The following is a 26766-nucleotide window of genomic DNA, read 5'->3' on the forward strand; positions in this document are numbered from 1 at the left end:
TTTTAGTGGGGTTGGAGTGCTATGCGCTCAGCGACAGGTGCTCAAGGCAGGGCAATCGCATGGCGCCACCACATGCGATTGTCCTGCTAACGCCACCGGCAGCATCCGCCACGCAATCAGATCCGCCGCCTTCTCGGCGATCATGACCACTGCCGCATTGGTGTTGGACGACACGATGCTCGGCATGACCGAGCTGTCGCAGACGCGCAGGCCTTGCAGCCCGCGCACGCGAAGCTCGGGGTCGACGACGCTGTCGGCATCGCCGCCCATCCGGCAGGTGCCGACTGGGTGATAGGCGCTGCGGCCATGTTCTCGGGCGAAGGCTTCGAGTGCTGAGCGCCCCTGCATCGCCTTGCCGGGCAGATGCTCACGGCTGATGTATCTGGCGAAGGCTGGCTGCGACAGGATTTCGCGGCTGATCTCGATGCCGTCGATGGCGCGTTCGAGATCATAGCGCTCGGCGAACGGGTTGGGGTCGATGATGGGCGCATCGCGCAGGTCCGCGGACTTGAGCGTGACGCTGCCGCGCGAACGCGGGCGCACATGGTAGGAGTTCAGCGTGCAGCCATTGCCGCCGGGAACCGAGCCGATGCCTTCCTCAACGCCGGCGCCGGGCAGGAAATGGAACTGGATGTCCGGCGTCTTCTCCGCGCGGTCGCCCCACCAGAAGCCGCCGGCCTCTACAATGTTGGAGGCCACCGGCCCCTTGCCGAACAGCGCATATTCAAGACCGGCGACCGCTTGCCAGCGCTTCTTCTTGTAACGGTCGATGCCGTGCGGTCCGTTGAGCTCGGCGACGACATCGACGTCCATGTGATCGTGCAGATTCTGGCCGACGTTTTTGGAATCGTGGACCACCTTGATGCCGTGCTGGCCGAGATGCACGGCCGGGCCGATGCCGGACAGCATCAGCAATTTCGGCGAGCCGATGGCGCCGGCGGCGACGATGACTTCGCGCTCGGCGCGGAGCAGTTCGGTGCGGCCATTGACGATGATCTCGACACCGATGGCGCGGCCGTTCTCGACCACGATGCGGCTGACGGAGGCGTCGGTGCGTAGCGTCAGATTCTTGCGGCCGAGCGCCGGCTTCAGATAGGCGACCGCCGTGCTCGATCGTTTCCCCCGACGCGTCGTCGTCTGGTAGAAGCCGGCGCCCGCCTGCTCACCGGCATTGAAGTCGGCGCGGAAGGGCAGGCCGGCCTGCTGCGCCGCCTTGACAAAGATGCGGGTCAGCGGATGCGGCGCACCGCTGGAGACGCCGAGCGGGCCGTCAATGCCATGCTGCGCATCGGCAAACGTGTCGTTGCCCTCGGAGCGGACGAAGTAGGGCAGCACGTCGGCATAGCTCCATCCGGCACAGCCGGCGTCAGCCGCCCAGCCATCGTAGTCCTGCGGGCAACCGCGGGTGAACACCTGGGCGTTGATCGAGGAGCCCCCGCCCAGCACGCGGGCCTGCGGATAGACCATGGTGCGGCCGTCGATTTCCTTGCCGGGCGCGGTGTCATAGCCCCAGATCAGCGGCCCCGACGTCATCTTGAAGAAGCCGACCGGCAGATGGATGTAGCGATCGGTGTCGGGCGGACCGGCCTCGAGCAGCATGACGGACACGTCCGGGTCCTCGCTCAGCCGGGCGGCCAGAATGCAGCCAGCCGAACCGCCGCCGACAATGATGTAATCCGTCATTTCCACTCCCGGGTTCTCTTTGTTGGAGCATGATCTCCGGACAAAACGGTTTCTCGATTTGTCCGAGAAAACCGGTTCCCACTTCTAGGGATCATGCTCCGGCGGGCGATGAAAATCACCGCCCCTTCCTCTTGCGCGCGACGATCTCAAGTCGCTTGTGCCACGTCAAGAGAAAGGGTATGGTTATCGTGTTGAAGGGTTGTCGTACAAGTGGAGGAGCTTGACGATCCTCACCAGGAGGTCCCGGCCGCGCTCCCTGCGCAAGATGCCGGGCGGAACAGAATTCAATCGGGAGGTTTCGAGGTATGAACGACACGAAGAATTTTGCGGTCAACCGGCGCACGCTGATGATGGGCGCCACCGCCGGCGTGGCGGCACTCGCCATGCCGAGCGTGCTGCGCGCGCAGGACAAGCCGACGCTGGTGACGTCGATCCGCTCGCTGTCCAACCCCTATCACGCGGTGTGGAAGACCGGCGCCGAAGCGTATGCCAAATGGGCCGGGCTGGAGCACGTCACGCTGGTTTCGGAAGGCAACAGCGAGAAGGGCATTGCCGACATCAAGGCGATGCTGGCCAAGACCGGCGGCAACATGGTGCTGAATTCCGATCCCAACGACACGCCCGATGCGCGCCCGATCGTCGAGGCCTGCGCCAAGGCCGGCGCCTATGTGGTGACGCAGTGGAACAAGCCTGGGGATCTGCACCCGAAGGATTTCAACCCGAACTATGTCTCGCATATCGAGTTCGACGGCATCGACAGCGGCAAGACCATCGCCGAGATCCTGTTCAAGACCATTGGCGGCAAGGGCGGCATCGTAGCGCTCGGCGGCCTGATCTCGACCACGGCGGCGATCGAGCGCAAGAAGGGCCTCGACGCAGCCCTTGCCGCCAACCCGGACATCAAGCTGCTCGACTTCCAGGTCGCCAACTGGAAGTCGACCGAAGCCTTCGACCTGATGGGCAATCTGCTCACCCGCTTCGGCGACGACATCAAGGGCATCTGGGCGGCCAATGACGATATGGGCTCGGGCGCTCTGGAAGCGCTGCGTGCCGAAAATCTCGCCGGCAAGGTGCCGATCGTCGGGGTCGACGGCATCAAGACGGCGGTCGATGCGGTGCGCACCGGCGAGTTCGCCTGCACCGTCACTTCGGATCCGTTCTGGCAGGGCGGCATGGGTCTGGCCATCGGCTACAACGCCAAGATCGGCAAGTTCGACCCGACCAAGGAGCCCCCGGAGCACCGTGAGTTCTACGGCAAGGCGGTGCTGATCTCGCACGACAATGTCGAGGAATATTACAAGACCAATGTCGATGCGAAGCCCGAGATCGACTGGAACGATCTGTGGGGCCGGGTCACCGGAGCAATCCGCACCTGATCCATCGGAGTGGGCTGCAACTCCCTGGCGGCCCGCTTCCTCCCGCAGCCGTCGCGATCCCCTTGTCGCGACGGCTGTCACCAGCAGACGGGAAGCGGTTTCTTGACAATCCATACAGAACCCCTGAAGTCCGTTTCGGACATAGAGCGGACGACGCCCATGGCATCGTTCCCCGGCCGCATCGCCACATTCCTGGGCGGCAGGCGCTGGCGCAGCCTGGCGCCGCTGGCGGTGCTGATTGTACTCTGCGTACTCATCGCCATTGCCAACCCCAATTTCATCGAGCTGCGCAATCTGGTGCGGCTTGCGAATTCCGCCGCCGTGCCGCTGACGCTGGCGATGGGGCTGACCTTCATCATCCTGATGGGCAGCATCGACCTTGCAGTCGAAGGCACGCTTTCGGTGGCGGCAATGGTGCTTGTGCTGCTCGCCGCCAATGACGGCAACGGCAACGACTATGGGTGGTGGGCGGTGCTCGCTGCCATCGCCGCCGGCACCGCCATGGGCTTCGTCAGCGGTCTCGTCCAGACCATGCTGCGCATCCCGTCCTTCATGGGCACGCTCGGCATGTGGTTCATCGGCCTTGGCCTGTCGGTCTATATGCTGGGCGGCACGGCCATCAAGCTGAACGACGCCTCGATCCGCGACCTGGCCTTGCACCGTTTCCTCGGCCTGCCGGTGGCGGTCTGGGTCGCGTTCGGCGCCTTCCTGCTCGCCACTGTCATCCAGTATCACACCAAGCTCGGCCGCCACATATTGGCGATCGGCGGCGATGAGGATGTCGCCAAGCTCTCCGGCGTCAATGTCGTGCGCGTGCGCATCACCGCTTTTGCGCTGGCAGGGTTCTTCTTCGGCATTGCCGGCGTGCTGGCCGCGGCACAGCTCGGCCAGTCGCACGCCGTCATCGGCGACGGCAGGCTGTTTGCAGCGGTCACCGCAGTGGTCGTCGGCGGCACCGCTTTGACCGGCGGCGAGGGCGGCGTCGTCAACACGCTGATCGGTGTGCTGATCGTCACCGTCCTTGCCAATGGCATGATCCTGCTCGGCATCTCGCCCTACATCCAGCAGACGGTGCAGGGTCTGATGATCATCGCCGCGGTGGCGCTGTCGCTCGACCGTGTCCGCCTGAAAATCGTCAAGTGAACGCCATGCTGCAGGCGTCCAACATCATCAAGAATTTCCCCGGCGTCCAGGCGCTGCGCGACGTCTCCATCGAGGTGCGGCCCAATGAAGTTGTCGGGCTGATCGGCGAGAACGGCGCCGGCAAGTCGACGCTGATGCGGGTGCTGGCCGGCGGCTACCGGCCGGATGGCGGCTCGCTCACGCTGGATGGCGAACAGCTGCGCATGCGCAACGCCCGTGATGCGGCCAGGCATGGCATCGGCATGGTGTTCCAGGAGCAGTCGCTGGTGCTGAACCTGACGGTTGCCGAAAACATCTATCTCGGCGAAGAGGACCGCTTCACCCGCTTCGGCCTCGTCAATTGGCGCGCCATGAACGCGGCGGCGCGGCGGCAACTGGCCAAGATCGGCATCGACATCGACGTCACCGCGCGCACCTCCGAACTCACCTTCGCCGCACGCCAGATGGTCGAGCTCGCCAAGGCGCTGACCTTGGAGGAAGTGGTCGAGCGGCAGTTGCTCATCCTGCTCGACGAGCCGACCTCGGTGCTCAACGCCGCTGACATCGAGGTGCTGTTCGCGCGGGTGCGCTCGCTTAAATCCCGCGCCAGTTTTGTGTTCGTCTCGCACCGCCTCGACGAGGTGCTCAACATCTCCGACCGTGTCTACACGATGAAGGACGGCGCGGTCGTCGCCGAGCACCGCGCAGCTGAAGTCACCGCGCCGGAGCTGCACGAGATCATGGTCGGGCGCGGCCTGCAGGCCGAATATTACCGCGAGGCCCGCCAGCTCGCGCCGCGCGATATCGTGATGGTCGAGGCCAAGGGGCTTGGCGCCAACGGTTACTATCACGGCGTCGATCTCTCGATCCGGGCCGGCGAGATTGTCGGCATTGCCGGCGTCGTCGGCTCCGGCCGCGAGGAGGTGACGCGCACCGTTGGCGGCTTCGTCCAGCATGATGCCGGCGAGATGAAAATCGCCGGCGATGCCGTGCGCTTCTCCTCGCCGGAGCCGGCTGTGCGCAAGGGCATCGGCTATGTCCCGCGCGAGCGCCGGCTCGAAGGGCTGGTGATGTTCCTGTCGATCGCGGAGAACATTTCGCTGGCCGATCTCTCCAGCGTCATGCGCCATGGCGCCATCGACTATGGCAAGGAGCGCCGGCTTGCCGCCGACTGGATCAAGCGGCTGCGCATCAAGGCGCCCGGTCCCGATGCCGCCTGCCGCAAGCTCAGCGGCGGCAACCAGCAGAAGGTGGTGCTGGCGCGCTGGATGACGGCGGGCTCGCGCATCCTGGTGCTCGACCATCCCACACGCGGCCTCGATGTCGGCGCCAAGGAGGAGGTCTACGAATTGGTGCGCGATCTCTCGGCGCAAGGCGTGGCGATCCTTTTGATTTCCGACACGCTGGAGGAAACGATCGGTCTGTCGCACCAGGTGCTGGTGATGCGCGACGGTGCAATCACCGCGCGCTTCGATGCCAGTCCGGGCAACAAGCCGAACCAGGTCGATCTTCTCAGGGCAATGGTGTGAACCGATGAATGAGGCGTTCTCCATCAGGCAGGTTTTCGAGGGCAAGTGGACGCAAGGCGCCATTCCGCTGATCCTGCTGGTCGGCCTGCTGCTGATCATCGAGATCGCCGCGCCCGGCTTCCTCACCGGCGAAACCGTGGCGCTTTTGTTTGCCAACACCGCCGTGCTGTTCATCCTGGCGACCGGCGTCACCTTCGCCATTCTGCTCGGCGGCATCGATTTGTCGATCCAGGCGGTGGCGTCACTAGCCAGCGTCATCCTGGCGCAATTGCTGCCGTCGCTCGGCCTTGCCGCCTTTCCGGTGGCGATCCTGTCGGGGCTTGCCTTCGGCATCCTGAGCGGTGTCGTCCACGTCAAGCTGCGCGTGCCGTCCTTCGTCGCGACACTCGCCACCGGCGGCGTGGTCACCGGCCTGGCGCTCTGGGTCTCCAATGGCCGCGCCATCACCATCGAGGAGGCTGGTCGCGAAAACACCGCCTGGATCAACGCCACTGTCGCCGGCATTCCCGTGGTGGTGCTGATTTCGACGGTGATCGGCATCGCCGCCTTTCTGGCGCTGCGCTACACGCGCTTCGGCCGCCAGGCGATCGCGGTCGGCGCCGGCGAACCGGCGGCGTGGGCGGCGGGCATCAATGTCAACCGCACCAAGATCATCGCCTTTGCCGCGTCGGGTATGCTCGCGGCCATCGCCGGCGTCGTGCTGGCGGCCAGGCTGTCGAGCGGCTCGCCAGTGCTGGCCAACCAGCTGCTGCTGCCGGCCATCGCCGCCGTCATCGTCGGCGGCACGGCGATCACCGGCGGGCTCGGCGGCGTTGCCCGCACGGCGGTCGGCGCGCTGATCATCTCGATCGTGCGCATCGGCATGACCTTTGTCGGCGTCAACATTTTCCTGGAAAATATGGTGTTCGGCGCGGTGCTGATCGCTGCCGTCGCCATTACCATCGACCGCAGCAAGATCGCGGTCATCAAGTGATCCCGCCTCCCGGGCAAGCGCGGACAGGACGGGACCGCATCGGCGCGAGGCCGATGCGGTCCGGCCCGATCGGATCACATTGTGTCGAGGCCGATCAGCTCGATCTTGTAGCCGTCGGGGTCTTCGACGAAAGCGATGTGGGTGGTGCCGTGCTGCATCGGGCCAGGCTTGCGCGGGATCTTGGCGCCGCGCTTTTCCAGTTCGGCGCAGACGGCGTAGATGTCGTTGACGCCGAGCGCCAGATGGCCGAAGCCGGTGCCGATCTCGTAGGGCTCCTCGCGGCCCCAGTTCAGCGTCAGCTCGACGACGGCTTCCTTGTCCTCGGGGCCGTAGCCGACAAAGGCGTTGGTGAACTTGCCGCCGGGGTAGTCGTCGCGGCGCAGCAGGGTCATGCCGAGCACCTCGGTGTAGAAGGCGATCGACTTGTCGAGGTCGAGCACCCTGATCATGGTGTGCATATAGCGAAATCCCGGGGCGTCGCTCATTGGGGGAGTCCTCCGAATTCTGTGATTTGCGGGTCTGATCATCCACATCGCACGCTTGGCGGCAAGCCTTGCTTGATGTTCTCAATCAGGGTTGTATGATAACACGACAACGCCGGTATTTGTCCAGCCGTTTTGCCGAGGGGCCCAGAGCCAATCCATGAATGCCGTGCCGCCACCCTCCGCATCGCAGATCGCAGCCCTGGCCGGCTTGCTGCCGAATGGCGGGCTGCTGACCGAGGAAGTGGATCTGGCGCGCTACAGCCGAGATTGGTCGGGCGATCATTTCGGCCGGCCGCTGGCGGTGGCGCGGCCCTCTTCGGTTGAGGAAATGTCGGCGCTGATGCGGTTCTGCCATGCCGAGCGCATTCCGATGGTGCCGCAAGGCGGCCTGACCGGGCTCGTGGGCGCCGCAGTGGCGGCGGATGGCGGCGAGATCGTCATCTCGCTGGAGCGCATGAACCGTATCCGTTCGATCAGCCCGATCGACTTTGCCATGGTGGTCGAGGCCGGCTGCATCCTCGAGGACGCCAAGCGCGAGGCTGAAGCGAGCGACTGCCTGCTGCCGATCACCTTCGGCGCGCAAGGCAGCTGCCGCATCGGCGGCAATGTCGCCACCAATGCCGGCGGCTTCAACGTGCTGCGCTACGGCATGACGCGCGACCTGGTGCTTGGCCTCGAAGTGGTGCTGGCCGACGGCCGCATCTGGAACGGGCTGAAAGTGCTGCGCAAGGACAACCGCGGCTATGATCTGAAGCAGATCTTCATCGGCTCGGAGGGCACGCTCGGCATCGTCACCGCGGCGGCGCTGAAACTATTCCCCAAGCCGACGCAGATCGAAACCGCGCTGGTTGGCCTGCGTTCCGTCGAGGACGCGATGGCACTCTATGCAAGGGCGCGGCGCGATTGCAGCGATTTGCTCACCGCCTTCGAACTGATCCTGCGCGGCGGCATCGAGATCACCATGCGCGAAGGCCAGGATTTTCCCGATCCGCTCAGCCAGCCCTATCCCGTCTATGTGCTGATCGAGGTGTCGTCGGGCGGGCTGATCGACCTCTCCAATATGCTGCTGGGGTTTCTCGGCAGCGTCGAGGACATCGTCGAGGACGGCGTCATCGCTTCGACCAGGGCTCAAGGTGAGCGGTTGTGGCTCTACCGCGAGATCATGGTCGAGCGGCAGGGCAGGGGCGGCCGCTATTTGCGCACCGATGTCTCGGTGCCGATCTCGCGGCTTGCCGATTTCGTCACCGATGCGCTGGCCGCCTTGGAGAAGGCGCGGCCTGATGCGCTGGCCGTCACCTACGGCCATGTCGGCGACGGCAACATCCACCTCAACGTCGTGCCGCCGGAAGGCATGGGCACCGAGGCGATGGAGCATCTGTTCGAGCAGGCGGAAGCCGAGATCTTCACCGTCGTCGATCGCTATGGCGGCTCTATCAGCGCCGAGCACGGCATCGGCCGGGTCAAGCAGAAGGCGTTCCTCGAACGCATCGATCCGGTGACGCTCGACCTCGCCGCCGGCATCAAGGACGCATTCGACCCGCGCCACATTCTCAGCAACGGCCGCATTCTGGCGTCCGCACCCGCCGTCGACTATAAGTGAGCGATGACGCTGAAACTCGACAAGGTCAATCGCGGCCCACACCTCTCCACTCTGGTGGCCAGTTCCATCTCGCGCGAGATCGCGCAAGGCCGGCTGAAGCCGGGTGACCAGCTGCCGACCGAGGCGGCGCTGGCAACCACTTTCGGGGTCAGCCGCAACGTGGTGCGCGAGGCGATCGCGCGGCTGCGCTCGGAAGGCCGAATCTGGTCGCAGCAGGGGCGCGGCGCCTTCGTGGTCGAGAGCAACAACCCGACGGTGCTGACCATCGACCATGAGACGCTGCAGCGCGCCGACTCGTTTCGCAATCTGTTCGAACTGCGCGGCATCCTCGAAGTGCAGGCGGCGGCCCTTGCCGCCAAGCGGCGCAGCGACGCCGATCTCAAAGCCATGGGCGATGCGCTGTCCGGCATGCGCGCCGCGCCGTATGGCAGCGTCGCCTGGCTGCGCAGCGACCTCGAATTCCACCGCACCGTCGCCGAGGCGACGCGCAATTCCTACATGGGCCAGTTCCTGGTCTTCGTGTCCGAGCGGGTGCGCGAAAGCATTCTCGCCGCCGGCAACCAGCAAAAGTCGGACGACATGGCCCGCATCACGCTCGGCGAACATGAGCGCATCCTGAGAGCGATCCGTGCCGGCGACGCCGAAGGAGCACAAGCCGCCATGCGCGACCACCTGGCGGGCGCTGCGCTGCGGGTGGGGTTGCATGAGGGGGAAGCTGCGGAGGCAGTGCCGGCGCCGGAGGTGGCATCGCCGGTGCGGCATTCGAGATTGCGGAAGGCTGTGCGCGGGCAGGCTTAGGGATAGCCTTGCCTTATCCGCGCGCTGGGCCAATCGCCTATGGCAGCGCTGACCCCCACTCCGTCTCGGCTTCGCCGAGCCACCTTGCCGGGGCGAGCCACGGGTCTCGCCCGTCCTTCGGACCCCCCATTTCATGGGGTATGAGGAAATGCCAATCTCCGAGATCGCAGCCCTTCAAAAGCTTGGGTTTCCTCTCCCCCACGAATGTGGGGGTAGAGGTGGCTCGGCGAAGCCGAGACGGAGTGGGGAGCGCCATATCAGATTTCACTCGGTCGTCGGCTCAACCAGCTCAGGGGCGGAGATAGGCCGCCACCCCACCGCGCTATTTCAGCGGCAGAAACAGCTCAAGCACCACCTCGCGCACCGGTCCGTTCGACGAAAAGTGCCGTTGGCAATAGATCGGAAAGTCGCGCGCCTCCTCGCCGCTGGCCGGAAGCCATTCGCGGTACAGGTAGAGCGCTGCCGGCTCGAGATTGTTGGTGTTGCCGGGATAGCGCAGCACCGCGCAGCGTCCGCCGGGGATCACGCCGGCCTTCATCTGCGCGTCCTCGATCGGCCCGCCTTCTACCGGCAGGTCGGTTCCGGCACAAATATCCATGCTGTAATCGGCCGGGTTCGCCGGCTCCCTTTCGGAACGGAAGATGTTGAAGGTCGGGCTTGTCTCGGGCGAGAGGCCGGCCGCCTTGCGCCAGGCGATGAAGCGCTGGATGGTGTCCTGGAGCGTCGCCCGGTCGCCGCGATGCTCCATGATCGCCACCGGCGTCGGCGGCACATCGCGGATCTTCACGTCGCTGGGTTCGAAGATTATCTGCATGAGCGTGGTCCTTGCTTTGTCGAGCGGCCCGAAGGCCATGAGCCACGCACCCCAGTCGGGAGACTTCCGGAACGACGAAGGCGATTGTCCGAACCGTTGCCGAAAGGCGCGGGCGAAGGCATCCGGTGCGTCGTAACCGGCATCCATCGCTATGTCGGTGACGCTTTGGGCGTCGCTCTCGGCAAGCCGGTACGAAGCGCGCTTCAGGCGGGCGAGCTGGACATAGCGATGCACGGACACCCCGAAGGTGGACGTGAACTGCCGGTGGAAATGGAATTTCGAAAACGCCGCGACGCCGCTTAGCGCCTCCAGGCCCAGATCGCCGTCCAGATGCTGGTCGATGTGGTCCAGCACCCGCTGCATCCGGGCATGGTAGTTTTCAAGTGGCGTCATCAAACGTCTCGTCCTGCGTGGCGACACCAGATAGGCGGTTCCGGACATGTCGCGCTCGACCGATCTTGCGGTTTGACATGGATGGGCTGGTAGGCGCCAGTGTGCTTGGCGCGCCTGACCTGACCGAGAGTGATGCGGTGACGGAGCCGGCATCGCCAGCGCAGGATGCTGCATCTCTGGCGCGGCATTCGAGGTCGCGGAAGGGAGCGAGATAGGCAGTAGCTCAGTTTGAATTTTGGTGGGTGGTCGAACGAAACAGCACTGCCCCATCCTCGGCAGCAATCTCTTGCACTTCCGATGCGTAGAAGAAGTCGCTTTCCAAGCCGTCTTGAGGCGGCGTGACATTCGTTGAAATGTGGTCGAACTGCTCACCCAAATCCCGGCCATACACGATGTTGAGTACTCGATGTGTGGTGCCATTAGTCAAGGTGACGAGCGAGTTGGACCTATTTCGAGAGACCAGCAATTTAATGACGTGTTCGCTTTCCCGAGACGTCATATCGGCTCAGGTCCTTTTGCAAGGTCCGCGCTTGCCCAGGCTAACTTGGTCTTAGCCATGAGGTTCATCAAACCTTTTTAAGTTCCGGTCGCCCAGTTGCCCTGATTGGTGGCGCTGGGTCGCCAGTTAGGCCAAATACGAGGTTTTCGAGCTCTTCAGGTGGCAAATTGAGATCGGAGGCAATTTTGCTTTTCGGGATTTTTTCGCTCCACAGCGTGGTAAAAACGGTCTTCCAAACCACTGACTCTTCTCGGGGAACACCATTCGGTTCGTTGTTCCGATATCCCCTTTCATTCATCTGAATGCAGAACATTCGATACTGCCAATCGCTCAATATGCCTAGCTTATGAAGGCGGTAAGCTAGTGCCGCCGTCGACACGCCCCAACGCCTCTTTGCCGCGACCAAATCGTCCAATCTACTAACAAATGGGATACGCGATTTGATATCAGCGGTTGGCATCAAGAAGGTAGATGCGAAACTGTTGGCTTCGACCTCGGCCTCTCGCCCCTGCCGTGGTCCGCCATGTCGATGCAGAACTAGGTGCGCCAGTTCATGCGCGGCATCTAGACGGCTTCGGTCGGCAGACTTGAACGTATTCAGAAAGATGTAAGGGACATCATCTCGCCAACATGAGAAGGCGTCTACATTCTTGGTATTTTCGGCAAGAGAGAATACGCGCACACCTTTCGATTCCATGAGCTTGATCATGCTACTGATGGGTTGCTCGCCTAAGCTCCATACCTCCCGGATTGTTCGCGCAGCTGTGGCCGGATCCCGCTCGTGTGAAAGGTCGACCAGATTTGGTTCTGGCAGGTTAAATCTTTCAGAGATGTAGTCGGAAATAAGATAAGCGACCGAGCCGGATGCAAGTGCTGCATCCCGTTCTTTGGCCGTCATCGTGGTTAGGCTGCGGAAGCTGGCGGCGTCCTTGCTGACCTCGTCAATGTCGTCGCCGAAAAAGAACTCGCGCGGAAACCCAAGAGTGCGTGCAATGATGTCGACAGTTTCTGACTCGGGCTCGTTGTTCTCTTTTTCGAGGCGCGTCACGGTGACCGGCGACATGCCGATAAGCTGAGCGAATCCTCTGCTGGTGAGCCTGCGCCGTTTCCTGGCGAGGCTTAGTCTCTGTCCGTTGAACATCGGGGCTATTTTTTGCGCGTAACGTTGATTTCGAAATCCCGAGACGGCGTCTCGTCATCATCCTGTTTGGGCATAATGCTCGCCCATTCGCCTGGCCTGATGATATAGATGCGCTCATTGAAGTTTTTGAACTGTTTTTCTTCGATGCTCTGCGGAAATGAGAGTTCTGCCCGCACGTCGTCGCCGTTTATGTAAACGCAGAGATACCAAAGCGAAGCGTTCTCGCGCGCCTTCTGTTGCTGCGCTTCTATTTCGAACTCCGGAAACAAACTCATCTGCCCAAGATCGACAGCCCTCGCGGCGGCAGGGCCTTTGTCAGAAATAGCTTTCGGATCGCGGTCGTCTTCGCAGGCCGAATCCGAATTTTGGAAGACGATCTTCATCCCGGTCTTTGGGTTGTAGGTCGCCTCGATATTTCCGGTGCGATCAATTTCCCAGCCTTTAAGGCGTAGAATGTCCCGCAAGGCGCCAGTGCCGTGAATGTATGAGAGCTGGCCCGCGGCGTTCAGTGGAAAGTTCAACACGTAGCTAGCCTTGGCCGCCACAGCGTGGCGAACAACTTCGATCATTTCCTTTGCGGTCAAATCCCAATCGGCGAGGCGCGCACCAACTTCATAGTCCTGAGAAACAATCCGGGTAGCGGTCATGTCCGAACCTCATGTTAATTTCTTCGGCCTCATTTGTGGCAGAGAAAATTAACATGGTCAAGCTCAAACTGGCCGACCACGTGGTGGGGCGCTTCTGGCATTAGGTCCGGTTGGCGTCGCTATTCGTCGCCCCAGCTCACCCTGAGCACCGCGCCACCTCGAGAGTCGATGTCGCTGACAAGCCGAGCATCACTCGAATGTTCCAGATCGCCAATTCCCGTCTTGAGCAAAAACCTTAGGTTCGCATTCAGCGTCCCTCCCCTCTTGCCCAATTTTGTCTCGACCTGATGACCGTCGCCATACGTCCAAACCTGGTTGCCCACTGGTACGCGATCGTAGCGCGGCAACTTCACGGCAAGTTTTGCCCAGCGCATGAATTCAGCGCTGGTAGCGAATCTTTTTTCCAAAGGTTCCATCTCGCGTTGCCCCGATGCTTCCCGCTAAGCGTATAGGAAGCGGGGCCACTATGCGACGGTGAGGCGTCGTGGCGTTTTGCGCCATGATACCGCCGCCCTACGCCTTATCCGTCCGTCCCGGTCACACCCCCCCCGGCCGCCTCCACCAACGACACCCCGTTCAACCCCGCAACAATATCCGACAGCGCCGGCACGAACTTCTCGCCATGACCCGTCGTGACGGCCATCGCAAATCCATTCCGCACCGCGGCGCCGATCGGGTTGGCGATGCCGGCGGCCTGGGCGAAGGAGGCGAGGTAGGTCATGTCCTTCAGCGCGTTGGCGATGGCGAAGCGTTGGGCGTTTTCGTTGCGGTTGAGGACGAAGTCGATGAAGGCCTGGTAGAAGCCGCAATCCATGCGGCTGCCGGAAATGACGCTGTTGAAGACCTGGGGCGTCAGCCCGGCCTTGGCACCCAAGCTCAGCGCTTCGGAATAGATCGCGGAATAACCCATCGAGACGAAATTGTTGAGCAGCTTCATGGTGTGGCCGCTGCCGGTCGGGCCGGTGTGGACGACACGCGCGGCGAAGGCTTCGAGCACCGGCCGCGCTCGGGCGACGACCTCGGCCGCACCGCCGACCATGACGTCGAGCTTGCCCTCGGTGGCTTCCTTGGGCGTGCGCGCCAGCGGCGCGTCCATCAGCGTCATCCCCTGCTCCGCGACGTCGGCGGCAAGCGCTGTCGTCGATGACGGATTGGAGGTCGAGCAGTCGATGATCAGCAGCGGCGTCTTGGCCGCAGCAAGCCCGTCTGCGCCCTTGACCAGCGCTTCGACCTCGCGCGAACCGGTGACGCACAGGATGACGATGTCGCTCGCGGTGGCGAGCGCGCGCGGGCTTGGCGCTTCGGTGGCGCCGGCGGCGATCAGCCGGTCGGCGGCCGTGCGGCTGCGGTGGACATGCACCGTCAGCGGCCAGCCCTTGCGCAGCAGATTGTCGGCCATGCCGGCGCCCATACTGCCCAGGCCGATGAAGCCGATGCGTTCTTTCATGCAATCCTCGGGTTTTTTCATGTAATTCTCCTTGGACCCACACCGGCGGGCTCACCTTTCGTCACCTTGCGGCGAGCACCTGTCGATGCAATCCTTTGAACAAGAATCGAACCGGAGTCGCGCTGATGGCGGAGCCCATGACTTTCGACGCCATACCGCAGGCGCCCAACCTGCGGACGGGTCTGGTCAACACGCTGATTGCGCAGATCGAATCCGGTGACCTTGCGCCGGGGCAGCGGCTGCCGACCGAGCAGGAGATTGTTGCTGCCACAGGCGTCAGCCGCACCGTGGTGCGCGAGGCGCTGGCGGCGCTGCGTGCGCGCGGGCTGATCACCACGCGCCAGGGGCTCGGCGCCTTCGTCGCCAAGGATCCGCCGCCGAAGACGTTTTCCGTGCTGCCCGACGATCTCGAATCGATCGACGAGGTGCTGCGCGTGCTCGAACTGCGCATGGGCATCGAGGTGGAAGCGACCGGCCTTGCGGCCCAACGGCGCAGCGAGGCGGCGCTTCAACAGATGAGCGCGCGGCTCGACGCGCTGGACGCGGCGGTGCGCGCCGGCGGCTCCGGCTCGGAAGAGGATTTTGGTTTCCACCGCGCCATTCTGGCGGCGACGCAGAACCCGAATTTCACCCGGTTGTTCGACACGTTCGGCAGCGCCATGGTACCGCGCCATTGGACGCGGCTCGACCGCATGACCGAGGATGAGCGGGAAAAATATCTCGACCGCATGCAGCGCGAGCATCGCGCCATTCTCGGGGCCATCGAAGCCAGGGACGTCAACGCCGCGCGCCGCGCCATGCGCAGCCATCTGACCAAAAGCTATGCCCGCTTCGAGGATCTGCGCGACAAGGCTGTTCACGATTAGGGAGCCAACCACGGTTGACCGACTGCTCATCCGGCGACCCCGCCGAGATAAAGTTGGCGCATCAGCGACATGTTCCTCCCGGCTCCAAATTGTTGCAATCTTGCCGGGTTGTCATACAACCCTGTAGTCTGGTAAATCCCAGGAAGAGGGATGTCAATCGCGTTGCCATGCGGTATGAGGCTCCCGAAATCAGAACCGTCATCAAAGCCGCAAGTCAGGAAGCAAAATGCAGTCACGGAAATTTGGCCGTACCGGCAGATCAGTCAGCGAGATCGGCTTCGGCGCCTGGGCGATCGGCGCCGCCTGGGGCGAGGTCAATGACGACGATGCGGTCGCCGCCCTGCATGCCGCGCTCGATGCCGGCGTCAGCTTCCTCGACACCGCCGACGTCTATGGCGACGGCCGTTCGGAAAAGCTGATCGCACGGGTGATGAAGGAACGCGGTGGCGCGCGCCCGTTCATCGCCACCAAGGCCGGACGGCGGCTGCCGAAGCAGACGGTCGAGGGCTACAGCGTCGAGAACCTCACCGGCTGGATCGACCGCAGCCTGAAATACCTCGAGACCGACACGCTCGACCTGGTGCAGCTGCATTGCCCGCCGACCGATCTCTACTATCATCCGGAGGTGTTCGAGCGTCTCGACAAGCTCACCGAGCAGGGCAAGATCCGCAATTACGGCGTCAGCGTCGAGCGTGTCGAAGAGGCGCTGAAGGCGATGCAATATCCCGGCGTCGTCAGCGTGCAGATCATCTTCAACGCCTTCCGCCAGCGCCCGGCCGAGCTGTTCTTCGACCAGGCGAAAAAGAACGATGTCGCCGTCATCGCCCGCGTGCCGCTGGCCAGCGGCCTGTTGTCCGGCAAGTTCAGGGCGGACACCAAGTTCGAGACCACCGACCATCGCCTGTTCAACAGGAAAGGCGAAGCCTTCGATGTCGGCGAGACGTTTTCGGGCGTGCCCTATGAGGTCGGCCTAGCGGCGGTCGAGAAGGTGCGGCCGCTGGTGTCAGGCGACACCACCATGGCGAAATTCGCTCTGCGCTGGATCCTGATGTTCGACGCTGTGACGGTTGTCATTCCCGGCGCCCGCAATCCGGCGCAGGCGGTTTCCAATGCGGAAGCGGCGGAGCTTGCGCCGTTGTCCTCCGAGTCGATGGCCAAGGTGAAGGCGGTCTACGACGAGAACATCAAGCCCTACGTGCATCAGCGCTGGTAACCCGGCGCCTGCCGGCCTCGACCGGCTGACTGACCAGAGGTCAGCCGGGCCAAATTGCGTTCGTCCGTCACAAGCCGTGCAGCGGATTCTATGATCCACCGGGTCATTTAATCGGCCGCGCCGCTTGTTATTGTGCAGTGCAGCAACGATATTGCTGCGTGTGCGTTGTGTGCACGAGTCTGCCCATTCCGGCGCGCAAGGATACCGATTTGCGAGACATATCCGATACGATCGCCCGGCTGAGCGCGATGCGCGGCCGGCCAGCCGGTGCAGGACAGAGCAAGGACGATCACCTGTCCGAGATGACAGGGTTCGGGTCCAATCCCGGCGCCTTGCGCGCGCGGTTTTATCTCCCTGAAAACCTGCCGAAGGAGGCAGCGCTGGTCGTGGTGCTGCATGGCTGTACCCAGAATGCAGCCGCTTACGATCATGGTTCCGGCTGGACCGAACTTGCCGACGAGCAGGGTTTTGCCGTGCTTCTCCCCGAGCAGCAGCGCGCCAACAACGCCAATCTTTGCTTCAACTGGTTCGTGCCGGGCGATGTAAGCCGCGACAGCGGCGAGGCGCTGTCCATCCGCCAGATGATCGAGGCGGCGGTGGTCACCCACGGTCTCGACCGCAAGCGGATCTTCGTCACCGGTCTTTCCGCCGGCGGCGCCATGGCGGCGGTGATGCTGGCGACCTACCCGGACGTGTTTGCCGGCGGCGCGATCATTGCCGGGCTTGCCTATGGCAGCGCCTCGACCATCCCCGAAGCCTTCGACCGCATGCGTGGCCATGGCGGCCCGTCCAGAACCGACCTGCAGCGTCTGTTGCGGGAGGCTTCGCCGCACAAGGGGCCGTGGCCGAGGATTTCGATCTGGCAGGGCTCGGCCGACACGACCGTGGTGCCTTCCAATGCCGACGCGGTGCTGGCGCAATGGCATGGCGTGCACGGCCTCGCTCAAGCCCCGACACGCAAGGAAAAGGTCGACGGTCAGAGCCGAAAAGTCTGGTCCGATGGCAAAGGCCGCGACGTGGTCGAGGCATACAGCATTGCCGGCATGGGCCATGGCACACCATTGCAGGCGAGCGGCGACAATGCTCTCGGCAAAGCAGGGCCGTTCATGCTGGATGTCGGGATTTCCTCGACGCGCCACATCGCCCGTTTCTGGGGGCTGACGAAGCCAGAGGTACGACGCACGGCGAAAGCCGAGGCCGCTTCAGGCACTGCATTGCAGCCTTTCTCGCCGAAGGAAAAACCGCGAGCTGTCCGTGTCGATCCGGCCCCGGAGCCTGTCAATCCGCCAGGCGGTCCGGCGGGCGGGATTACCAAGGTCATCGAGGACGCGCTGCGGGCAGCGGGATTGATGCGCTGAGGCGGAGGCTCGCCCCGCACGAAGGACAAGGGCAAGCACCAGCATCATTATCGCAGCAGGCCTTCGTCCTCGAACGCATCCCAGCCCTTCAGTCCGGGCGGCGGGCCCTCCGTGTCCCGGGCGTTCCTCGCAGTGCGCGCTTGGCCGGTGCCCTTTCCCGCGCGCGTCAGCGCGGCCTTGCCCGCGCCGCGCCGCCTGTTCTCGGCGACCGCCTGGACATCCTGCTCTCTCCACACGGTTGCCAGATCGCGGTCCAGGACGTCTTCGATGTGGTGCGCGTCGAAAACGTGGAAGGTGACAGACTTTGATCGCCCACGCATCTTGACGGTACGTGTGCCGGTGCTTTGCAGCCGACCGTCCTTGAGCCATTTGTGGCGCTCGCGCGAAGAGATCGTAAGAATATCCTCGACCTCGCGTGGAAGCACAGGCAGCGTTTCCACTCCCTCCAGTGTTTTGGAGATACTGGCAGAGGCGGCCTTGAACGCTTCCGCTTCGGATCTCGACATTCGCAATGCGATGCGGCCCGTCTCGGCCTTGACGTGCTTCCTGACTGCCCATGGCAGCCGGGCTCTGACTTCACGTTCGATCCCCTTGGAGCGCACGGCGGACCCGAGTGTCGCTGACGGCGACAGCGGCCATTCGGCAATCAGTTGCGGGGACGGGCTCATGCTTTCCTTGGGCTGGTTTCGTTGGCTCGATGCTAACACGGCAAGAGCCGGTCAAGCCAAGGTAACAGCGAAAAGGGGCAGGTCCGATGAGAACCCGCCCCTTATGGCCGAATCTGAACGCCGCTTGCAGCGCACCGACAGCACCCTTGGCCCCGCCGCTGTACGGCGGCGGGGCTCGATGATCAGAGTGGGCTGGCGTTGCGCGTTTTGTCGCGTTCGGCCTCGATGTCGGTGTAGGGGTCGGCATTGGCATCGAAGCCGGTCCAGCCACCGGCTTCATAGGCGCGTCGGCGGTCTTGCAGATCGACCGAGTTGGACTCGCCAAGAATACGCTCGGCCTCATCGGCGAGTTCGTCACTGACCCTGGCGGTCACCATCGTGCCACCGCGGCGAACGCCCTCGGCATAGACATGCGCATCCCTTTCGGGGACGCCTGACTCGGTCAGCGCCCCGACGATGCCGCCGGCAGCGCCACCGACGACCGCGCCGCCAACGGCGCCGACCGCGGTGGCGGCCAGCCATCCTGCGGCCACGACAGGACCGACGCCCGGAATGGCCATGATGCCGAGCCCTGTCAGAAGCCCGCCGGCGCCGCCAATGACGGCTCCAAGACCGGCGCCGCCGGCTGCATCCTCGGCGGCGTTGGAAGTGTCGCCGTCGTCGTACCAGTCATCCGAATTGTTGGCGACGATGCTGATGTCGGCCTGCGGCACTCCGATTGCCTCCAGCTCGCCGACGGCATCGGAGGCATCATCGTAGTTGTCGAAAAGTCCGGTTACGGTTTTCATGGTCTTGATCTCCTCGTTCTGGTTCAGAGGGTTCAGTTGGCGCCGGCAACGACGTTGCCCTGATAATCGAGCGCCACGGTCGTGGTCTTGCCATCCTTGGTGGCCTGACCGCGCCAGATGCCCTGCTCGTCTTTGGTCAGCTTGGACACGCCGGAGAAGCCGGCATCCTGAATGCGGCTCTTCGCCTGATCCTCGGTGAAGCTGTTGGCACCCGGGACCGGGGCGGCCGGATTGGTGGTGTCGGTCGTGCTCACGGCCGGGGTGGTGGAGCTGGTGGTCGACGATGCATTGTCGGCGGAAGCGATCTTCTCGACCATTTCCTGATGCATTTTGAGCGTCGGCAAGGTCTCGGAGGCGAAGGTCTTCAACTGCGCGTTGTCGCCGTCCTTGGCATAGCTCTCGAACAGCGTGACCGCCTCCGAATGCGCATCGCGCTGCATCTGGACATAGGGCTTGTCGACGGCATCGTTGGCATTCTGCAGAGCCTCCAGATCGGCCTTGTGCTTGGCGTCCAGCTCCGTCGGCACTTTCAGCTTCTGTTCGCCGGCGATGGTCGCAAGCTTGGCGTTGGCGGCGCCGTGATCGTCGATCATCTTCTTGGCGAAATCCTTGACGCTTTGATCCTGGGCCTTGCCTTCTGCGATCTTGCTGGAGTCCACCTCGAACAGGCCGCCGATGGCAGCCTTGTCGACAAAGTCCTGAGCACTGTCGGCGGCGAAGGCGGGCAGGGCAAAGACCATGGCTGTGGCGGTGGCCAGCGAAGCTAGAAGAACACGTGTTTTCATGGACAGAGATCCTCGTTGGGGCACACATCGTGCTGTGAGCCTAACCAGTGCGGCCAAGCTTTGTTCCGCCGCCCAAGCGTTATAACCGGGAGGGTCGATGCCGCGATGATGGCCCCTCATCCTCGGCTTTTGCGCCTTTGCGATGTCGACGCGTGGCGCGGACGGCGACCCGCTCGATGGGCGCCTTGCAAGTCCATCGCAAAGGGAAACGAGGCCTTCGCCGCCGGCAAATGAACACCGCCCGCGGTGGCCTATCGAGGTTCAGCGATCGTTGCGTTCGAGGCGGCGCGCAACCTCTGTTTGTGCGACCTGCAGCAGCGTGTCTATTTCGAACATCGCCGCCGCATGGCCGCCGTCGCGAATGACACGGCGGGCCCGGTGGAGCAGGTCGGAGACCGTCCGCAGCGTTTCAGCATGGCTCGATCGATTCGACAAATGCGTGCCCTCCATCAGCCACAACCGTTGGATCGGGAGAGTGTTCCCAAAGTTGGCGGCCGGCCCGGCGAATGACTGTGAGCGCAGGCAGCGGAACCATCCTTGTCCGTTGGCCGTTCCCCCTGCCTCAACGAAAGGAACAGCCATGGCCGAGAACGACACCCCGAAGGACACCCCGAAGGACACCCCGAAGATTTCCGCCCGAGATGCCCAGGAGGCCCTGGAGAAGCAGGTCGCATCGCTGAAGCGCGAGATCAGCAAGATCAACCGGACGCTTGCCGAGCGCGCAGAAGATGCCGTCGGCGAAGCCGGCGGCTGGTACGGCAGCGCGACCGAGCGCGCGGCACGGGCAACGCAGCAGCTGAGATCGCAGGCGCAGACGGTGTCCGAAGCCGTCCAGCAAAATCCCGGCACCATCAGCAGCGCTTTCGTGCTTGGCGGCATTGCCGGGTTGTTGATCGGCATGCTGCTCGGGCAAAGCCAGGAACGCGACCGAAGCTGGTTCTAGCGGCGTATCTTATGACTATTGCGCCCGCCGGCTTTGCTGGCGGGCTTTGTATGGACGCCAGATCACTGTGGCTTTGAGTCAAAAACTCCCCGCTCGGGTAAACGGGATTTGTGGTCGGCGCCGCCCGCGCGGCGCCCTCGACAGGTGAGTTGAGTTTCCCTGCCGCGGTCGTATGTTGTTGACCGTAGTGGAGGATCACAAATGCCCATTCGACGCAAAGCCACCGAGGCCGGCGTTTTGCAGCCATCCGAACTCGAGCTGTTGGGCCGTGTATTCGAGCAGCTTAAGCGCGACGGTCAGTCGCCCGAAGCACGCGACGCCATCGCATCCCGGATTATCGCGAACTATATGGCCGGCGTGGTCGACGAAGCCGAGCTCGTCAGTCTTTCGAGGCAACCGCTGGGCCGGTAGTGCGCTTTCCATTCCGGGTTCAGAAGAGTTTCAGGTCGTCAAATCAGAGGGATAAGGCAATGCCGACTGACCCACCGATAGAGCGACGGTCGCATATCCGTGATCTTGTTCTGAAGGAAGCGACAATCCGCGTTGGCGACGCCAGTATCAATTGTCTGGTTTGTAACCAGCACGCCCACGGTGCGGAGCTGCGGGTGAAGGCCGATATCGCAATCCCCGACCGTTTCGTGCTTCACGTGCCGGTCGATCATACCAGCTATCGCGCCGTGGTGCGGTGGAGACGGAACGAGCGACTTGGGGTGCAACTCGATTCGGGACGGCAGGCGTAGATGGCGGTAGCCGGGACGGATCACCCAGCTGTTCAAGTGCAGGGTTGATGGGACAAGGCAGGGCTCGTTTGCGGCACGAACGCTTCCTTCCATGCTGCTTGCGATTTGCAATCAGTTGCGATAGCCTCTGACCGCTTGCATTACAAGCGGTTGGTCCGTGGACCCACTATGCGAAGGCGCTGCTTTTGGGCAAACTTATCTTGGGAATGAACGTTTCCATCGATGGCTATGTCGATGACCTTGCCGGAAATCTGGTCATGGGCGCACCAAGCCAGAAGCACTTCGAGTACTGGATCGAGACGATTCGCAACCATGCCGGCGCTGTGTATGGCCGCCGGATGTACGAGGTCATGCGCTATTGGGACGATGATCACGCGGAATGGGATGCTTCGCTTCGCCAGTTCGCGACACTCTGGCGCGAGCTGCCCAAATGGGTCGTTTCGCGCACACTTTCACGGGTCGGCCCGAACGCCACCCTCATCTCCGGCGATATTGAAACGCAGATTCGCGAGATCGCGGCCCGCACGGAGGGTATCCTGAGCGTTTCCGGTCCGGAACTGGCCGGTCTTATGACCGGGCTGGGCCTGATTGAGGAATATCACCTGCACGTGAGGCCGTTCGTGCTCGGCAAGGGCAAGCCTTTCTTCCACGAGGCAAGGCCTCCGCTGCAACTGGTGTCGAGCACATTGATCGATGACGATACGGTTCATATGATCTATGTGCCGCGAGGCTGAACGATGAGGCGCTTCAGCGCCAACATGCGAACCAACACGTACGTTCGCAGTGGGCCTGGTCCCGGCCTTCGCACCGAGGTCTCACATGTCAGCTTGCGTGCTGGGTACCCAAGCAGCAGAGGGTCTGCTGTCGGCCGAAAATCTGCCGGTCAGCAATGCGCCCCATGCGGTCAAACAGGCCTTGCCGCCGTTCCTCCATAAGCAGACATTGCAGACCTACAAGGACATCGCTTTTACGCCCGAAGCGCCGCTTCGGTTGGTCCTTCAGTGACCTGGCGGCCCAAGGGCGTCGTCCTCCACCGCCCGACCTCGTCCGCAACTCATCGTTGCCGCCAGCGGCTCTGCTCCTGGCCTTCCCGCGATGACCGAGCGGGTAGTGAAACATCATGGTCAAGCCTGAAAAGCAAGGTCCAACCTAGCCGCCTTTCCAGGCCTGCGTCATCATCGTCCAGCAGTTCAGGATCCTGCGTGCGCCAGCCGGGTCCGTCGGGTCGGCCGGCCGCACAGTTTTTTTCATCCCGCTGGAACATTGGCGAAGGAATGCAGTTGGTGTCGCTGCAGATGCCGCCGCGTGGTGCCTGTGGGCGATTGGTGGCAACACCTGATCGGCCGCCGCTCCTTTACGAGGCGGCTTAGCGTGTGAGCCAATCCTGCAGCAAAGGCCTAGGGATTGGAACGACCAACAGGAGGCAGTCATGAAGCACCAGACACTCGATCAACTCCAGTCAGTCGCGGACATCAGTCCACTATCGCCGGCTCTGCTGGCTACAAGGACGCAACGGATAGAGCGGTGGGCGGAACTGCTCTATCGAAATCCGACGCGCTCCCTTGTGGCTCTCACCGGGACTGAGCATCTGCATCCCTCTGTCCGCGGAGAAGCGCGCGCGGTCGGATCGGCGATCAGTGTCGCCTTTGACGATCCACTGCTGCGTGCGTCGGGCATGCAATCGGATACCTACGGGGAAGCCAGACGCTTCTTCGAACTCTCCGATTGGCAGTTGCATGAGATCGTCTGCAGTTGCCACACCGGCGCCACCATGCAGGCTGGCTGGGCCGCCGGGCGTGTCCGCAGGGTCCTCAATGGGAGCAAGATATTGGCTTGGCTGAGAAAAGGATTCATGCCGCACTGAGACACAGCGCTCGCGCCTGAAGAAGCATGCAGGCTCCAGCAGAGATTGCGTCGGCTCCGCGAAGGCATGGCTGACCTCAATGGAGTAGGGCGGCCGAGTTGCTTGCGACTTCAGAAATGACGTTCACCATTGCTTAGTGGACCTCGTCAGGGTGATCGGCAATTTCGTGAATAGCGAGTGCCAGCGCCAGTTTCGACCAACCGGTCGGCAGCGCCCTCGTGACCAAGCGGGGTTACTTATCCTCGGTGCGTCACATGTGCGCTTCGTCAGCGGTATAGCCTGCCAATCCCTCCACAGCCGTTTTGACGCTGCGAAAAGATCGAGGCGTGAGGGGGCAATTTAACCCAGGAATCCCGAAAACGGACCTTCCGCTTTCGGCCCCGAAATTGAAATTCGAGGCCTCCCCCATCACCCCGGAAAGATCGTAAACCCGCCATCGACGCGGAGCACCTGCCCATTGATAAATCGTGCGCGGGGGCCGGCTAGAAAGGCCACCGCCTCGGCGATCTCCTCCGGCTCGGCATAGCGGTTCAGCGACTTCTTGCTCGAATCCATGCGCTCCGGATCGACCGTGCGGGTCGCCTGGAAGCGTGCCGTCTTGGTGGCGCCGGGGCTGACCGCATTGATGCGCACGCCGTCGTCGATCAGTTCCTTGGCGAGACAGCGCGTGTAATGCACGACCGCGGCCTTCAAGGTGGAGTAAACGACCTCGGGCGAGCAGCCGAGATGTGCCGCCGCCGACGCGATGTTGATGACGGAGCCGCCGCCGCGCTGCTTCATCGGCGGCACGAAGGCCTGGCAGACCAGCATCGTGCCGATCAGATTGTTCTCGGTGAGCACGCGGATGTCGTCCAGTTCGATGTCGAGGGCGTTGTTCGGGTTCGGCTTGCCGCCCTTGGCGCCGATGTCGCCGCCGGCGCAATTGACCAGCACATGCACGTCACCGAGATCGGCCTCGATCTTGCGCTTCATCGCGGCCACCGCCTTCTGGTCGCCAATGTTGCCGGTCACCGACGTCACCTCCGTGCCGTGCCGCTTCAGGCGCTCGACCACTTCGCTCAGATTGGCGAACTCGCCATATTTGGCCGGCGCTTCCTCGTTCATGTCGTGGATCGCGACATTGGCGCCGAGTTCGGCCAGGCGCTCGGCCATCACGCGGCCGAGGCCTCGGCCGGAGCCGGTTACGAAGGCGGTCAATCCATCGAGTTCACGTGCCGTCATCGGATTTTCTCCATCAAACCAAATTTGCGCATGTTGGCGGCGCTGCGCCGGATCATGTCGAGCTCATAGGAAACCAGTGAGACGTCGTCCTCGCGCTCCCAAGGCGTGCGGTAGTCGGCATCGTCGGGCAGCCGGTTGCGCTGCGCGGCCGCCAGGCAGGCGGCAAATTCGCGTGCCGTCTTCGGGGGATAGCCGCGCCACCAGTCGTTGCTGAGATAGCGGACATGCCGCGCCTCCAATGCGCCCGGTTCGAGGACGGCGGTCAGGCGATCATGGTGCTGGGCAAGAATTGCAAACAGCTCGGCGAACGGCACAGCACCGTCACCGATGGCGCAGCGGATCAGCCGGTAACCTTCGGTCGTGAACTGCACGCGGTAATCCTTGAGGTGGACATGGCGGACATGGGGGGCGATCGCGCGCGTGAAATCGAGCGGCGCTTCGCCGACCGGGAACGTGTTGCCGGTGTCGAAGGTGACGCCCACACTGTCACCACCGAGGGCGCAGAAATCGACGAGTTCCCGGCTGGTAAAGTCCTGGTGGTTTTCGATCGCAAGGACATACCCTTCGGCATTCGCGCGGGGACCCCACTCCACCAATCGCCCCCGAATAATGCCGGCGTACTCGCTCCATTTTTCGCCGGCGGCGTTGCGGTCGCCGCAGAGAATGGGCGTCAGCGCCGTGCGGATGATTTTGGCCTTGAGCAGGCGCGCGGCCCGAAAGGCATCGTCGAGCGGTTCGCCCACCAGCAGGCCGCCGCTGACGACCGGCGCGATGCGAAGGCCGGCGAGCCGTTCGCGCAGCGCGATCACCGCGTCGTCGGAAAGCTCGGTCAGCCATGGCACCCAGATCTCCAGCACGCGCGCGCCGAGTTCGGTCGCGAGCGCGATGAAACCTTCGAGCCCCGCAGGTCTAGGATTGGCGCGTGGCGTGCCGCGGCCCTGGAGGCCGAGATGATAGGTCAGGCCGTAGGGGTTCAGGCCGACCTCGAGCATGAAGCGATCCTTTGAGTCAGGTGTGGTCATCTCAGGCCGGCATCCACGGTGATCGACTGCTTGGTGATCATGCGGCTGTCGTCGGCGGCGAGGAACAGCACCGTGCGCGCGATCTCCTCGCCGAGCAGAACCTTGCGGATCACCTGGCGCTGCACGACCTGGTCGACCGAACCTTGGGTCTTGTACCAAAGCTCCCGCTGCCGGTCGGTGATGACGGCGCCCGGCTCGATGGCGTTGACGCGGATGTTGTCGGGGCCAAACGCCCGCGCCAGCGCGAAGGTCAGCCCGACCACCGCAGCCTTGGCCGCCGCATAGGGCGCCATCTCTGACGCGCCGAAACGCCAGGAGATCGAGGAAAAATTGACGATCGAACCAAAGCCCACTTCCTTCATGTGCGGATGCACGGCCTGAGCGGCAAAGAAGTGGTGCCTGAGGTTCACATCCTGGGCATGGTCCCATGTCGCCTGGGTCACGTCGGCGACCGGCTGGCGATTGTCATCGGCGGCGTTGTTGACCAGCACCGAGACAGGCCCCAGGCGGTCGCGCACCGTGCCGATCGCGGCCTGCAGGGCAGGGATATCGGTCACGTCGCAGCGCAGGAACAGGGGCGGATGCGCTGCCGTGCCGGCGAGGTCGCGGGCAAGCTGCTCGCCGGCCTCCTGCTGCAGATCGAGAAACGCGACGCGCGCGCCATTGGCGCAGAAGGCGCGGACCGTGTCGGCGCCGATGCCCGACGCGCCGCCGGTGATCAGCACGACACGCTCGGACAGGCTCGGATAGGTGGCGAAGGACAAGGCGGAACTCTTTTCAGATCAAGCTTC

At 63.3% G+C, this 26766-nt stretch carries 30 protein-coding genes; 15 read left to right on the forward strand and 15 right to left on the reverse strand.

Annotation, left to right across the window (positions count from 1 at the left end):
- Positions 1-27: 27 nt before the first annotated feature.
- A complete protein-coding gene (locus tag NKH22_RS18330) occupies positions 28-1683 on the reverse strand; it encodes a GMC family oxidoreductase (protein ID WP_352910369.1) in 1656 nt (551 codons plus the stop codon).
- 305 nt (positions 1684-1988) lie between these two features.
- Between NKH22_RS18330 and NKH22_RS18335 the strand changes: the two genes are divergently transcribed.
- The 4 genes from NKH22_RS18335 (at position 1989) to NKH22_RS18350 (ending at position 6683) form a co-directional block, all read left to right on the forward strand.
- Positions 1989-3059 (forward strand): sugar ABC transporter substrate-binding protein, encoded by a 1071-nt coding sequence (locus NKH22_RS18335; protein WP_023683136.1) that lies wholly within the window; start codon positions 1989-1991, stop codon positions 3057-3059.
- 159 nt (positions 3060-3218) lie between these two features.
- Positions 3219-4202 (forward strand): ABC transporter permease, encoded by a 984-nt coding sequence (locus tag NKH22_RS18340; protein WP_023691902.1) that lies wholly within the window; start codon positions 3219-3221, stop codon positions 4200-4202.
- 5 nt (positions 4203-4207) lie between these two features.
- Positions 4208-5710 carry a sugar ABC transporter ATP-binding protein gene (locus NKH22_RS18345; protein WP_023671076.1) on the forward strand — a complete coding sequence of 501 codons (1503 nt, stop codon included), beginning with the start codon at positions 4208-4210 and terminating at the stop codon, positions 5708-5710.
- Positions 5711-5714: 4 nt separating this feature from the next.
- On the forward strand, positions 5715-6683 hold the full coding sequence (locus NKH22_RS18350) for an ABC transporter permease (protein WP_352910372.1): 969 nt from the start codon (positions 5715-5717) through the stop codon (positions 6681-6683).
- 74 nt (positions 6684-6757) lie between these two features.
- Here the strand turns inward: NKH22_RS18350 and gloA are convergent, their stop codons facing one another.
- Positions 6758-7168: a lactoylglutathione lyase gene (gloA, locus tag NKH22_RS18355; RefSeq protein ID WP_019856614.1), complete on the reverse strand. Its 411-nt coding sequence runs from the start codon at positions 7166-7168 to the stop codon at positions 6758-6760.
- A 157-nt stretch (positions 7169-7325) separates the two neighbouring features.
- Here gloA and NKH22_RS18360 point away from each other — a divergent pair, with 157 nt between their 5' ends.
- Together NKH22_RS18360 and NKH22_RS18365 are read left to right on the forward strand one after the other, a co-directional pair.
- Positions 7326-8768 carry an FAD-binding oxidoreductase gene (locus NKH22_RS18360; RefSeq protein WP_352910375.1) on the forward strand — a complete coding sequence of 481 codons (1443 nt, stop codon included), beginning with the start codon at positions 7326-7328 and terminating at the stop codon, positions 8766-8768.
- 3 nt (positions 8769-8771) lie between these two features.
- On the forward strand, positions 8772-9566 hold the full coding sequence (locus NKH22_RS18365; RefSeq protein WP_352910378.1) for a FadR/GntR family transcriptional regulator: 795 nt from the start codon (positions 8772-8774) through the stop codon (positions 9564-9566).
- Between the two features lie 322 nt (positions 9567-9888).
- Here the strand turns inward: NKH22_RS18365 and NKH22_RS18370 are convergent, their stop codons facing one another.
- From NKH22_RS18370 to NKH22_RS18395, 6 genes are all read right to left on the reverse strand, one after another.
- On the reverse strand, positions 9889-10773 hold the full coding sequence (locus tag NKH22_RS18370; protein WP_502908575.1) for an AraC family transcriptional regulator: 885 nt from the start codon (positions 10771-10773) through the stop codon (positions 9889-9891).
- A gap of 223 nt (positions 10774-10996) precedes the next feature.
- On the reverse strand, positions 10997-11272 hold the full coding sequence (locus NKH22_RS18375; protein ID WP_352910381.1) for a hypothetical protein: 276 nt from the start codon (positions 11270-11272) through the stop codon (positions 10997-10999).
- A 67-nt stretch (positions 11273-11339) separates the two neighbouring features.
- Positions 11340-12413 (reverse strand): helix-turn-helix domain-containing protein, encoded by a 1074-nt coding sequence (locus tag NKH22_RS18380; RefSeq protein ID WP_352910384.1) that lies wholly within the window; start codon positions 12411-12413, stop codon positions 11340-11342.
- 5 nt (positions 12414-12418) lie between these two features.
- Positions 12419-13060, reverse strand: a complete 642-nt coding sequence (locus NKH22_RS18385) for a hypothetical protein (protein ID WP_352910386.1) — start codon at positions 13058-13060, stop codon at positions 12419-12421.
- 119 nt (positions 13061-13179) lie between these two features.
- A complete protein-coding gene (locus NKH22_RS18390; RefSeq protein WP_352910389.1) occupies positions 13180-13476 on the reverse strand; it encodes a hypothetical protein in 297 nt (98 codons plus the stop codon).
- A gap of 104 nt (positions 13477-13580) precedes the next feature.
- On the reverse strand, positions 13581-14507 hold the full coding sequence (locus tag NKH22_RS18395) for an NAD(P)-dependent oxidoreductase (RefSeq protein ID WP_352910461.1): 927 nt from the start codon (positions 14505-14507) through the stop codon (positions 13581-13583).
- A gap of 125 nt (positions 14508-14632) precedes the next feature.
- Between NKH22_RS18395 and NKH22_RS18400 the strand changes: the two genes are divergently transcribed.
- The 3 genes from NKH22_RS18400 to NKH22_RS18410 all read left to right on the forward strand — a co-directional run bounded on the left by NKH22_RS18400 (position 14633) and on the right by NKH22_RS18410 (position 17944).
- Positions 14633-15373, forward strand: a complete 741-nt coding sequence (locus tag NKH22_RS18400) for a FadR/GntR family transcriptional regulator (protein WP_023737587.1) — start codon at positions 14633-14635, stop codon at positions 15371-15373.
- A gap of 226 nt (positions 15374-15599) precedes the next feature.
- On the forward strand, positions 15600-16586 hold the full coding sequence (locus NKH22_RS18405) for an aldo/keto reductase (RefSeq protein ID WP_023733546.1): 987 nt from the start codon (positions 15600-15602) through the stop codon (positions 16584-16586).
- A gap of 209 nt (positions 16587-16795) precedes the next feature.
- Positions 16796-17944, forward strand: coding sequence for an extracellular catalytic domain type 1 short-chain-length polyhydroxyalkanoate depolymerase (locus tag NKH22_RS18410; protein WP_352910392.1), 1149 nt, complete (start codon positions 16796-16798; stop codon positions 17942-17944).
- A 47-nt stretch (positions 17945-17991) separates the two neighbouring features.
- Here NKH22_RS18410 and NKH22_RS18415 read toward each other — a convergent pair whose 3' ends face one another.
- The 4 genes from NKH22_RS18415 to NKH22_RS18430 all read right to left on the reverse strand — a co-directional run bounded on the left by NKH22_RS18415 (position 17992) and on the right by NKH22_RS18430 (position 20767).
- Positions 17992-18612 carry a hypothetical protein gene (locus NKH22_RS18415; RefSeq protein WP_352910395.1) on the reverse strand — a complete coding sequence of 207 codons (621 nt, stop codon included), beginning with the start codon at positions 18610-18612 and terminating at the stop codon, positions 17992-17994.
- Positions 18613-18794: 182 nt separating this feature from the next.
- Complete coding sequence (locus NKH22_RS18420) at positions 18795-19400, reverse strand: general stress protein (protein WP_023671087.1); 606 nt, start codon at positions 19398-19400, stop codon at positions 18795-18797.
- A 32-nt stretch (positions 19401-19432) separates the two neighbouring features.
- The gene (locus NKH22_RS18425; RefSeq protein WP_352910398.1) at positions 19433-20185 is read right to left on the reverse strand and encodes a DUF4142 domain-containing protein; all 753 of its coding nucleotides are present in this window, start codon (positions 20183-20185) and stop codon (positions 19433-19435) included.
- A 261-nt stretch (positions 20186-20446) separates the two neighbouring features.
- Positions 20447-20767, reverse strand: coding sequence for a hypothetical protein (locus NKH22_RS18430; RefSeq protein ID WP_155921522.1), 321 nt, complete (start codon positions 20765-20767; stop codon positions 20447-20449).
- Here NKH22_RS18430 and NKH22_RS18435 point away from each other — a divergent pair.
- From NKH22_RS18435 to NKH22_RS18460, 6 genes are all read left to right on the forward strand, one after another.
- Complete coding sequence (locus tag NKH22_RS18435) at positions 20766-21128, forward strand: hypothetical protein (protein WP_023691886.1); 363 nt, start codon at positions 20766-20768, stop codon at positions 21126-21128. The two genes, NKH22_RS18430 and NKH22_RS18435, sit on opposite strands and share 2 nt — an antisense overlap.
- 201 nt (positions 21129-21329) lie before the next feature.
- Positions 21330-21539, forward strand: a complete 210-nt coding sequence (locus NKH22_RS18440) for a hypothetical protein (RefSeq protein ID WP_023671091.1) — start codon at positions 21330-21332, stop codon at positions 21537-21539.
- A gap of 59 nt (positions 21540-21598) precedes the next feature.
- Positions 21599-21868 (forward strand): PilZ domain-containing protein, encoded by a 270-nt coding sequence (locus NKH22_RS18445; protein ID WP_081725353.1) that lies wholly within the window; start codon positions 21599-21601, stop codon positions 21866-21868.
- Between the two features lie 185 nt (positions 21869-22053).
- Positions 22054-22602 carry a dihydrofolate reductase family protein gene (locus tag NKH22_RS18450; RefSeq protein ID WP_023691884.1) on the forward strand — a complete coding sequence of 183 codons (549 nt, stop codon included), beginning with the start codon at positions 22054-22056 and terminating at the stop codon, positions 22600-22602.
- Between the two features lie 85 nt (positions 22603-22687).
- On the forward strand, positions 22688-22873 hold the full coding sequence (locus NKH22_RS18455; RefSeq protein ID WP_023691883.1) for a hypothetical protein: 186 nt from the start codon (positions 22688-22690) through the stop codon (positions 22871-22873).
- Between the two features lie 424 nt (positions 22874-23297).
- Positions 23298-23732 carry a hypothetical protein gene (locus tag NKH22_RS18460; RefSeq protein WP_023671095.1) on the forward strand — a complete coding sequence of 145 codons (435 nt, stop codon included), beginning with the start codon at positions 23298-23300 and terminating at the stop codon, positions 23730-23732.
- 408 nt (positions 23733-24140) lie between these two features.
- Here the strand turns inward: NKH22_RS18460 and NKH22_RS18465 are convergent, their stop codons facing one another.
- From NKH22_RS18465 to NKH22_RS18475, 3 genes are read right to left on the reverse strand one after another with little or no spacing between them, the layout of a single operon-like run.
- Entirely contained in the window at positions 24141-24953 is an 813-nt protein-coding gene (locus NKH22_RS18465; protein ID WP_023691882.1) for an SDR family NAD(P)-dependent oxidoreductase, read from the reverse strand.
- Positions 24950-25975 (reverse strand): sugar phosphate isomerase/epimerase family protein, encoded by a 1026-nt coding sequence (locus NKH22_RS18470; protein WP_023691881.1) that lies wholly within the window; start codon positions 25973-25975, stop codon positions 24950-24952. The genes NKH22_RS18465 and NKH22_RS18470 overlap by 4 nt, the downstream gene beginning before the upstream one ends.
- Positions 25972-26739: an SDR family NAD(P)-dependent oxidoreductase gene (locus NKH22_RS18475; protein ID WP_023691880.1), complete on the reverse strand. Its 768-nt coding sequence runs from the start codon at positions 26737-26739 to the stop codon at positions 25972-25974. Before NKH22_RS18475 ends, NKH22_RS18470 begins: the two co-directional genes overlap by 4 nt.
- Positions 26740-26766: the final 27 nt, after the last annotated feature.

Origin of the sequence: Mesorhizobium sp. M1252, from assembly GCF_040318265.1 — a bacterium.
Lineage (GTDB): Bacteria > Pseudomonadota > Alphaproteobacteria > Rhizobiales > Rhizobiaceae > Mesorhizobium.

Bases quoted from the DNA above. Each gene is read 5' to 3' on its own strand.
- NKH22_RS18330 (WP_352910369.1), bottom strand. From the start codon at position 1,683: ATGACGGATTACATCATTGTCGGCGGCGGTTCGGCTGGCTGCATTCTG.
- NKH22_RS18335 (WP_023683136.1), top strand. From the start codon at position 1,989: ATGAACGACACGAAGAATTTTGCGGTCAACCGGCGCACGCTGATGATG.
- NKH22_RS18340 (WP_023691902.1), top strand. From the start codon at position 3,219: ATGGCATCGTTCCCCGGCCGCATCGCCACATTCCTGGGCGGCAGGCGC.
- NKH22_RS18345 (WP_023671076.1), top strand. From the start codon at position 4,208: ATGCTGCAGGCGTCCAACATCATCAAGAATTTCCCCGGCGTCCAGGCG.
- NKH22_RS18350 (WP_352910372.1), top strand. From the start codon at position 5,715: ATGAATGAGGCGTTCTCCATCAGGCAGGTTTTCGAGGGCAAGTGGACG.
- gloA (WP_019856614.1), bottom strand. From the start codon at position 7,168: ATGAGCGACGCCCCGGGATTTCGCTATATGCACACCATGATCAGGGTG.
- NKH22_RS18360 (WP_352910375.1), top strand. From the start codon at position 7,326: ATGAATGCCGTGCCGCCACCCTCCGCATCGCAGATCGCAGCCCTGGCC.
- NKH22_RS18365 (WP_352910378.1), top strand. From the start codon at position 8,772: ATGACGCTGAAACTCGACAAGGTCAATCGCGGCCCACACCTCTCCACT.
- NKH22_RS18370 (WP_502908575.1), bottom strand. From the start codon at position 10,773: ATGACGCCACTTGAAAACTACCATGCCCGGATGCAGCGGGTGCTGGAC.
- NKH22_RS18375 (WP_352910381.1), bottom strand. From the start codon at position 11,272: ATGACGTCTCGGGAAAGCGAACACGTCATTAAATTGCTGGTCTCTCGA.
- NKH22_RS18380 (WP_352910384.1), bottom strand. From the start codon at position 12,413: ATGTTCAACGGACAGAGACTAAGCCTCGCCAGGAAACGGCGCAGGCTC.
- NKH22_RS18385 (WP_352910386.1), bottom strand. From the start codon at position 13,060: ATGACCGCTACCCGGATTGTTTCTCAGGACTATGAAGTTGGTGCGCGC.
- NKH22_RS18390 (WP_352910389.1), bottom strand. From the start codon at position 13,476: ATGGAACCTTTGGAAAAAAGATTCGCTACCAGCGCTGAATTCATGCGC.
- NKH22_RS18395 (WP_352910461.1), bottom strand. From the start codon at position 14,507: ATGAAAGAACGCATCGGCTTCATCGGCCTGGGCAGTATGGGCGCCGGC.
- NKH22_RS18400 (WP_023737587.1), top strand. From the start codon at position 14,633: ATGGCGGAGCCCATGACTTTCGACGCCATACCGCAGGCGCCCAACCTG.
- NKH22_RS18405 (WP_023733546.1), top strand. From the start codon at position 15,600: ATGCAGTCACGGAAATTTGGCCGTACCGGCAGATCAGTCAGCGAGATC.
- NKH22_RS18415 (WP_352910395.1), bottom strand. From the start codon at position 18,612: ATGAGCCCGTCCCCGCAACTGATTGCCGAATGGCCGCTGTCGCCGTCA.
- NKH22_RS18420 (WP_023671087.1), bottom strand. From the start codon at position 19,400: ATGAAAACCGTAACCGGACTTTTCGACAACTACGATGATGCCTCCGAT.
- NKH22_RS18425 (WP_352910398.1), bottom strand. From the start codon at position 20,185: ATGAAAACACGTGTTCTTCTAGCTTCGCTGGCCACCGCCACAGCCATG.
- NKH22_RS18435 (WP_023691886.1), top strand. From the start codon at position 20,766: ATGGCCGAGAACGACACCCCGAAGGACACCCCGAAGGACACCCCGAAG.
- NKH22_RS18430 (WP_155921522.1), bottom strand. From the start codon at position 20,767: ATGGCTGTTCCTTTCGTTGAGGCAGGGGGAACGGCCAACGGACAAGGA.
- NKH22_RS18440 (WP_023671091.1), top strand. From the start codon at position 21,330: ATGCCCATTCGACGCAAAGCCACCGAGGCCGGCGTTTTGCAGCCATCC.
- NKH22_RS18445 (WP_081725353.1), top strand. From the start codon at position 21,599: ATGCCGACTGACCCACCGATAGAGCGACGGTCGCATATCCGTGATCTT.
- NKH22_RS18455 (WP_023691883.1), top strand. From the start codon at position 22,688: ATGTCAGCTTGCGTGCTGGGTACCCAAGCAGCAGAGGGTCTGCTGTCG.
- NKH22_RS18460 (WP_023671095.1), top strand. From the start codon at position 23,298: ATGAAGCACCAGACACTCGATCAACTCCAGTCAGTCGCGGACATCAGT.
- NKH22_RS18465 (WP_023691882.1), bottom strand. From the start codon at position 24,953: ATGACGGCACGTGAACTCGATGGATTGACCGCCTTCGTAACCGGCTCC.
- NKH22_RS18470 (WP_023691881.1), bottom strand. From the start codon at position 25,975: ATGACCACACCTGACTCAAAGGATCGCTTCATGCTCGAGGTCGGCCTG.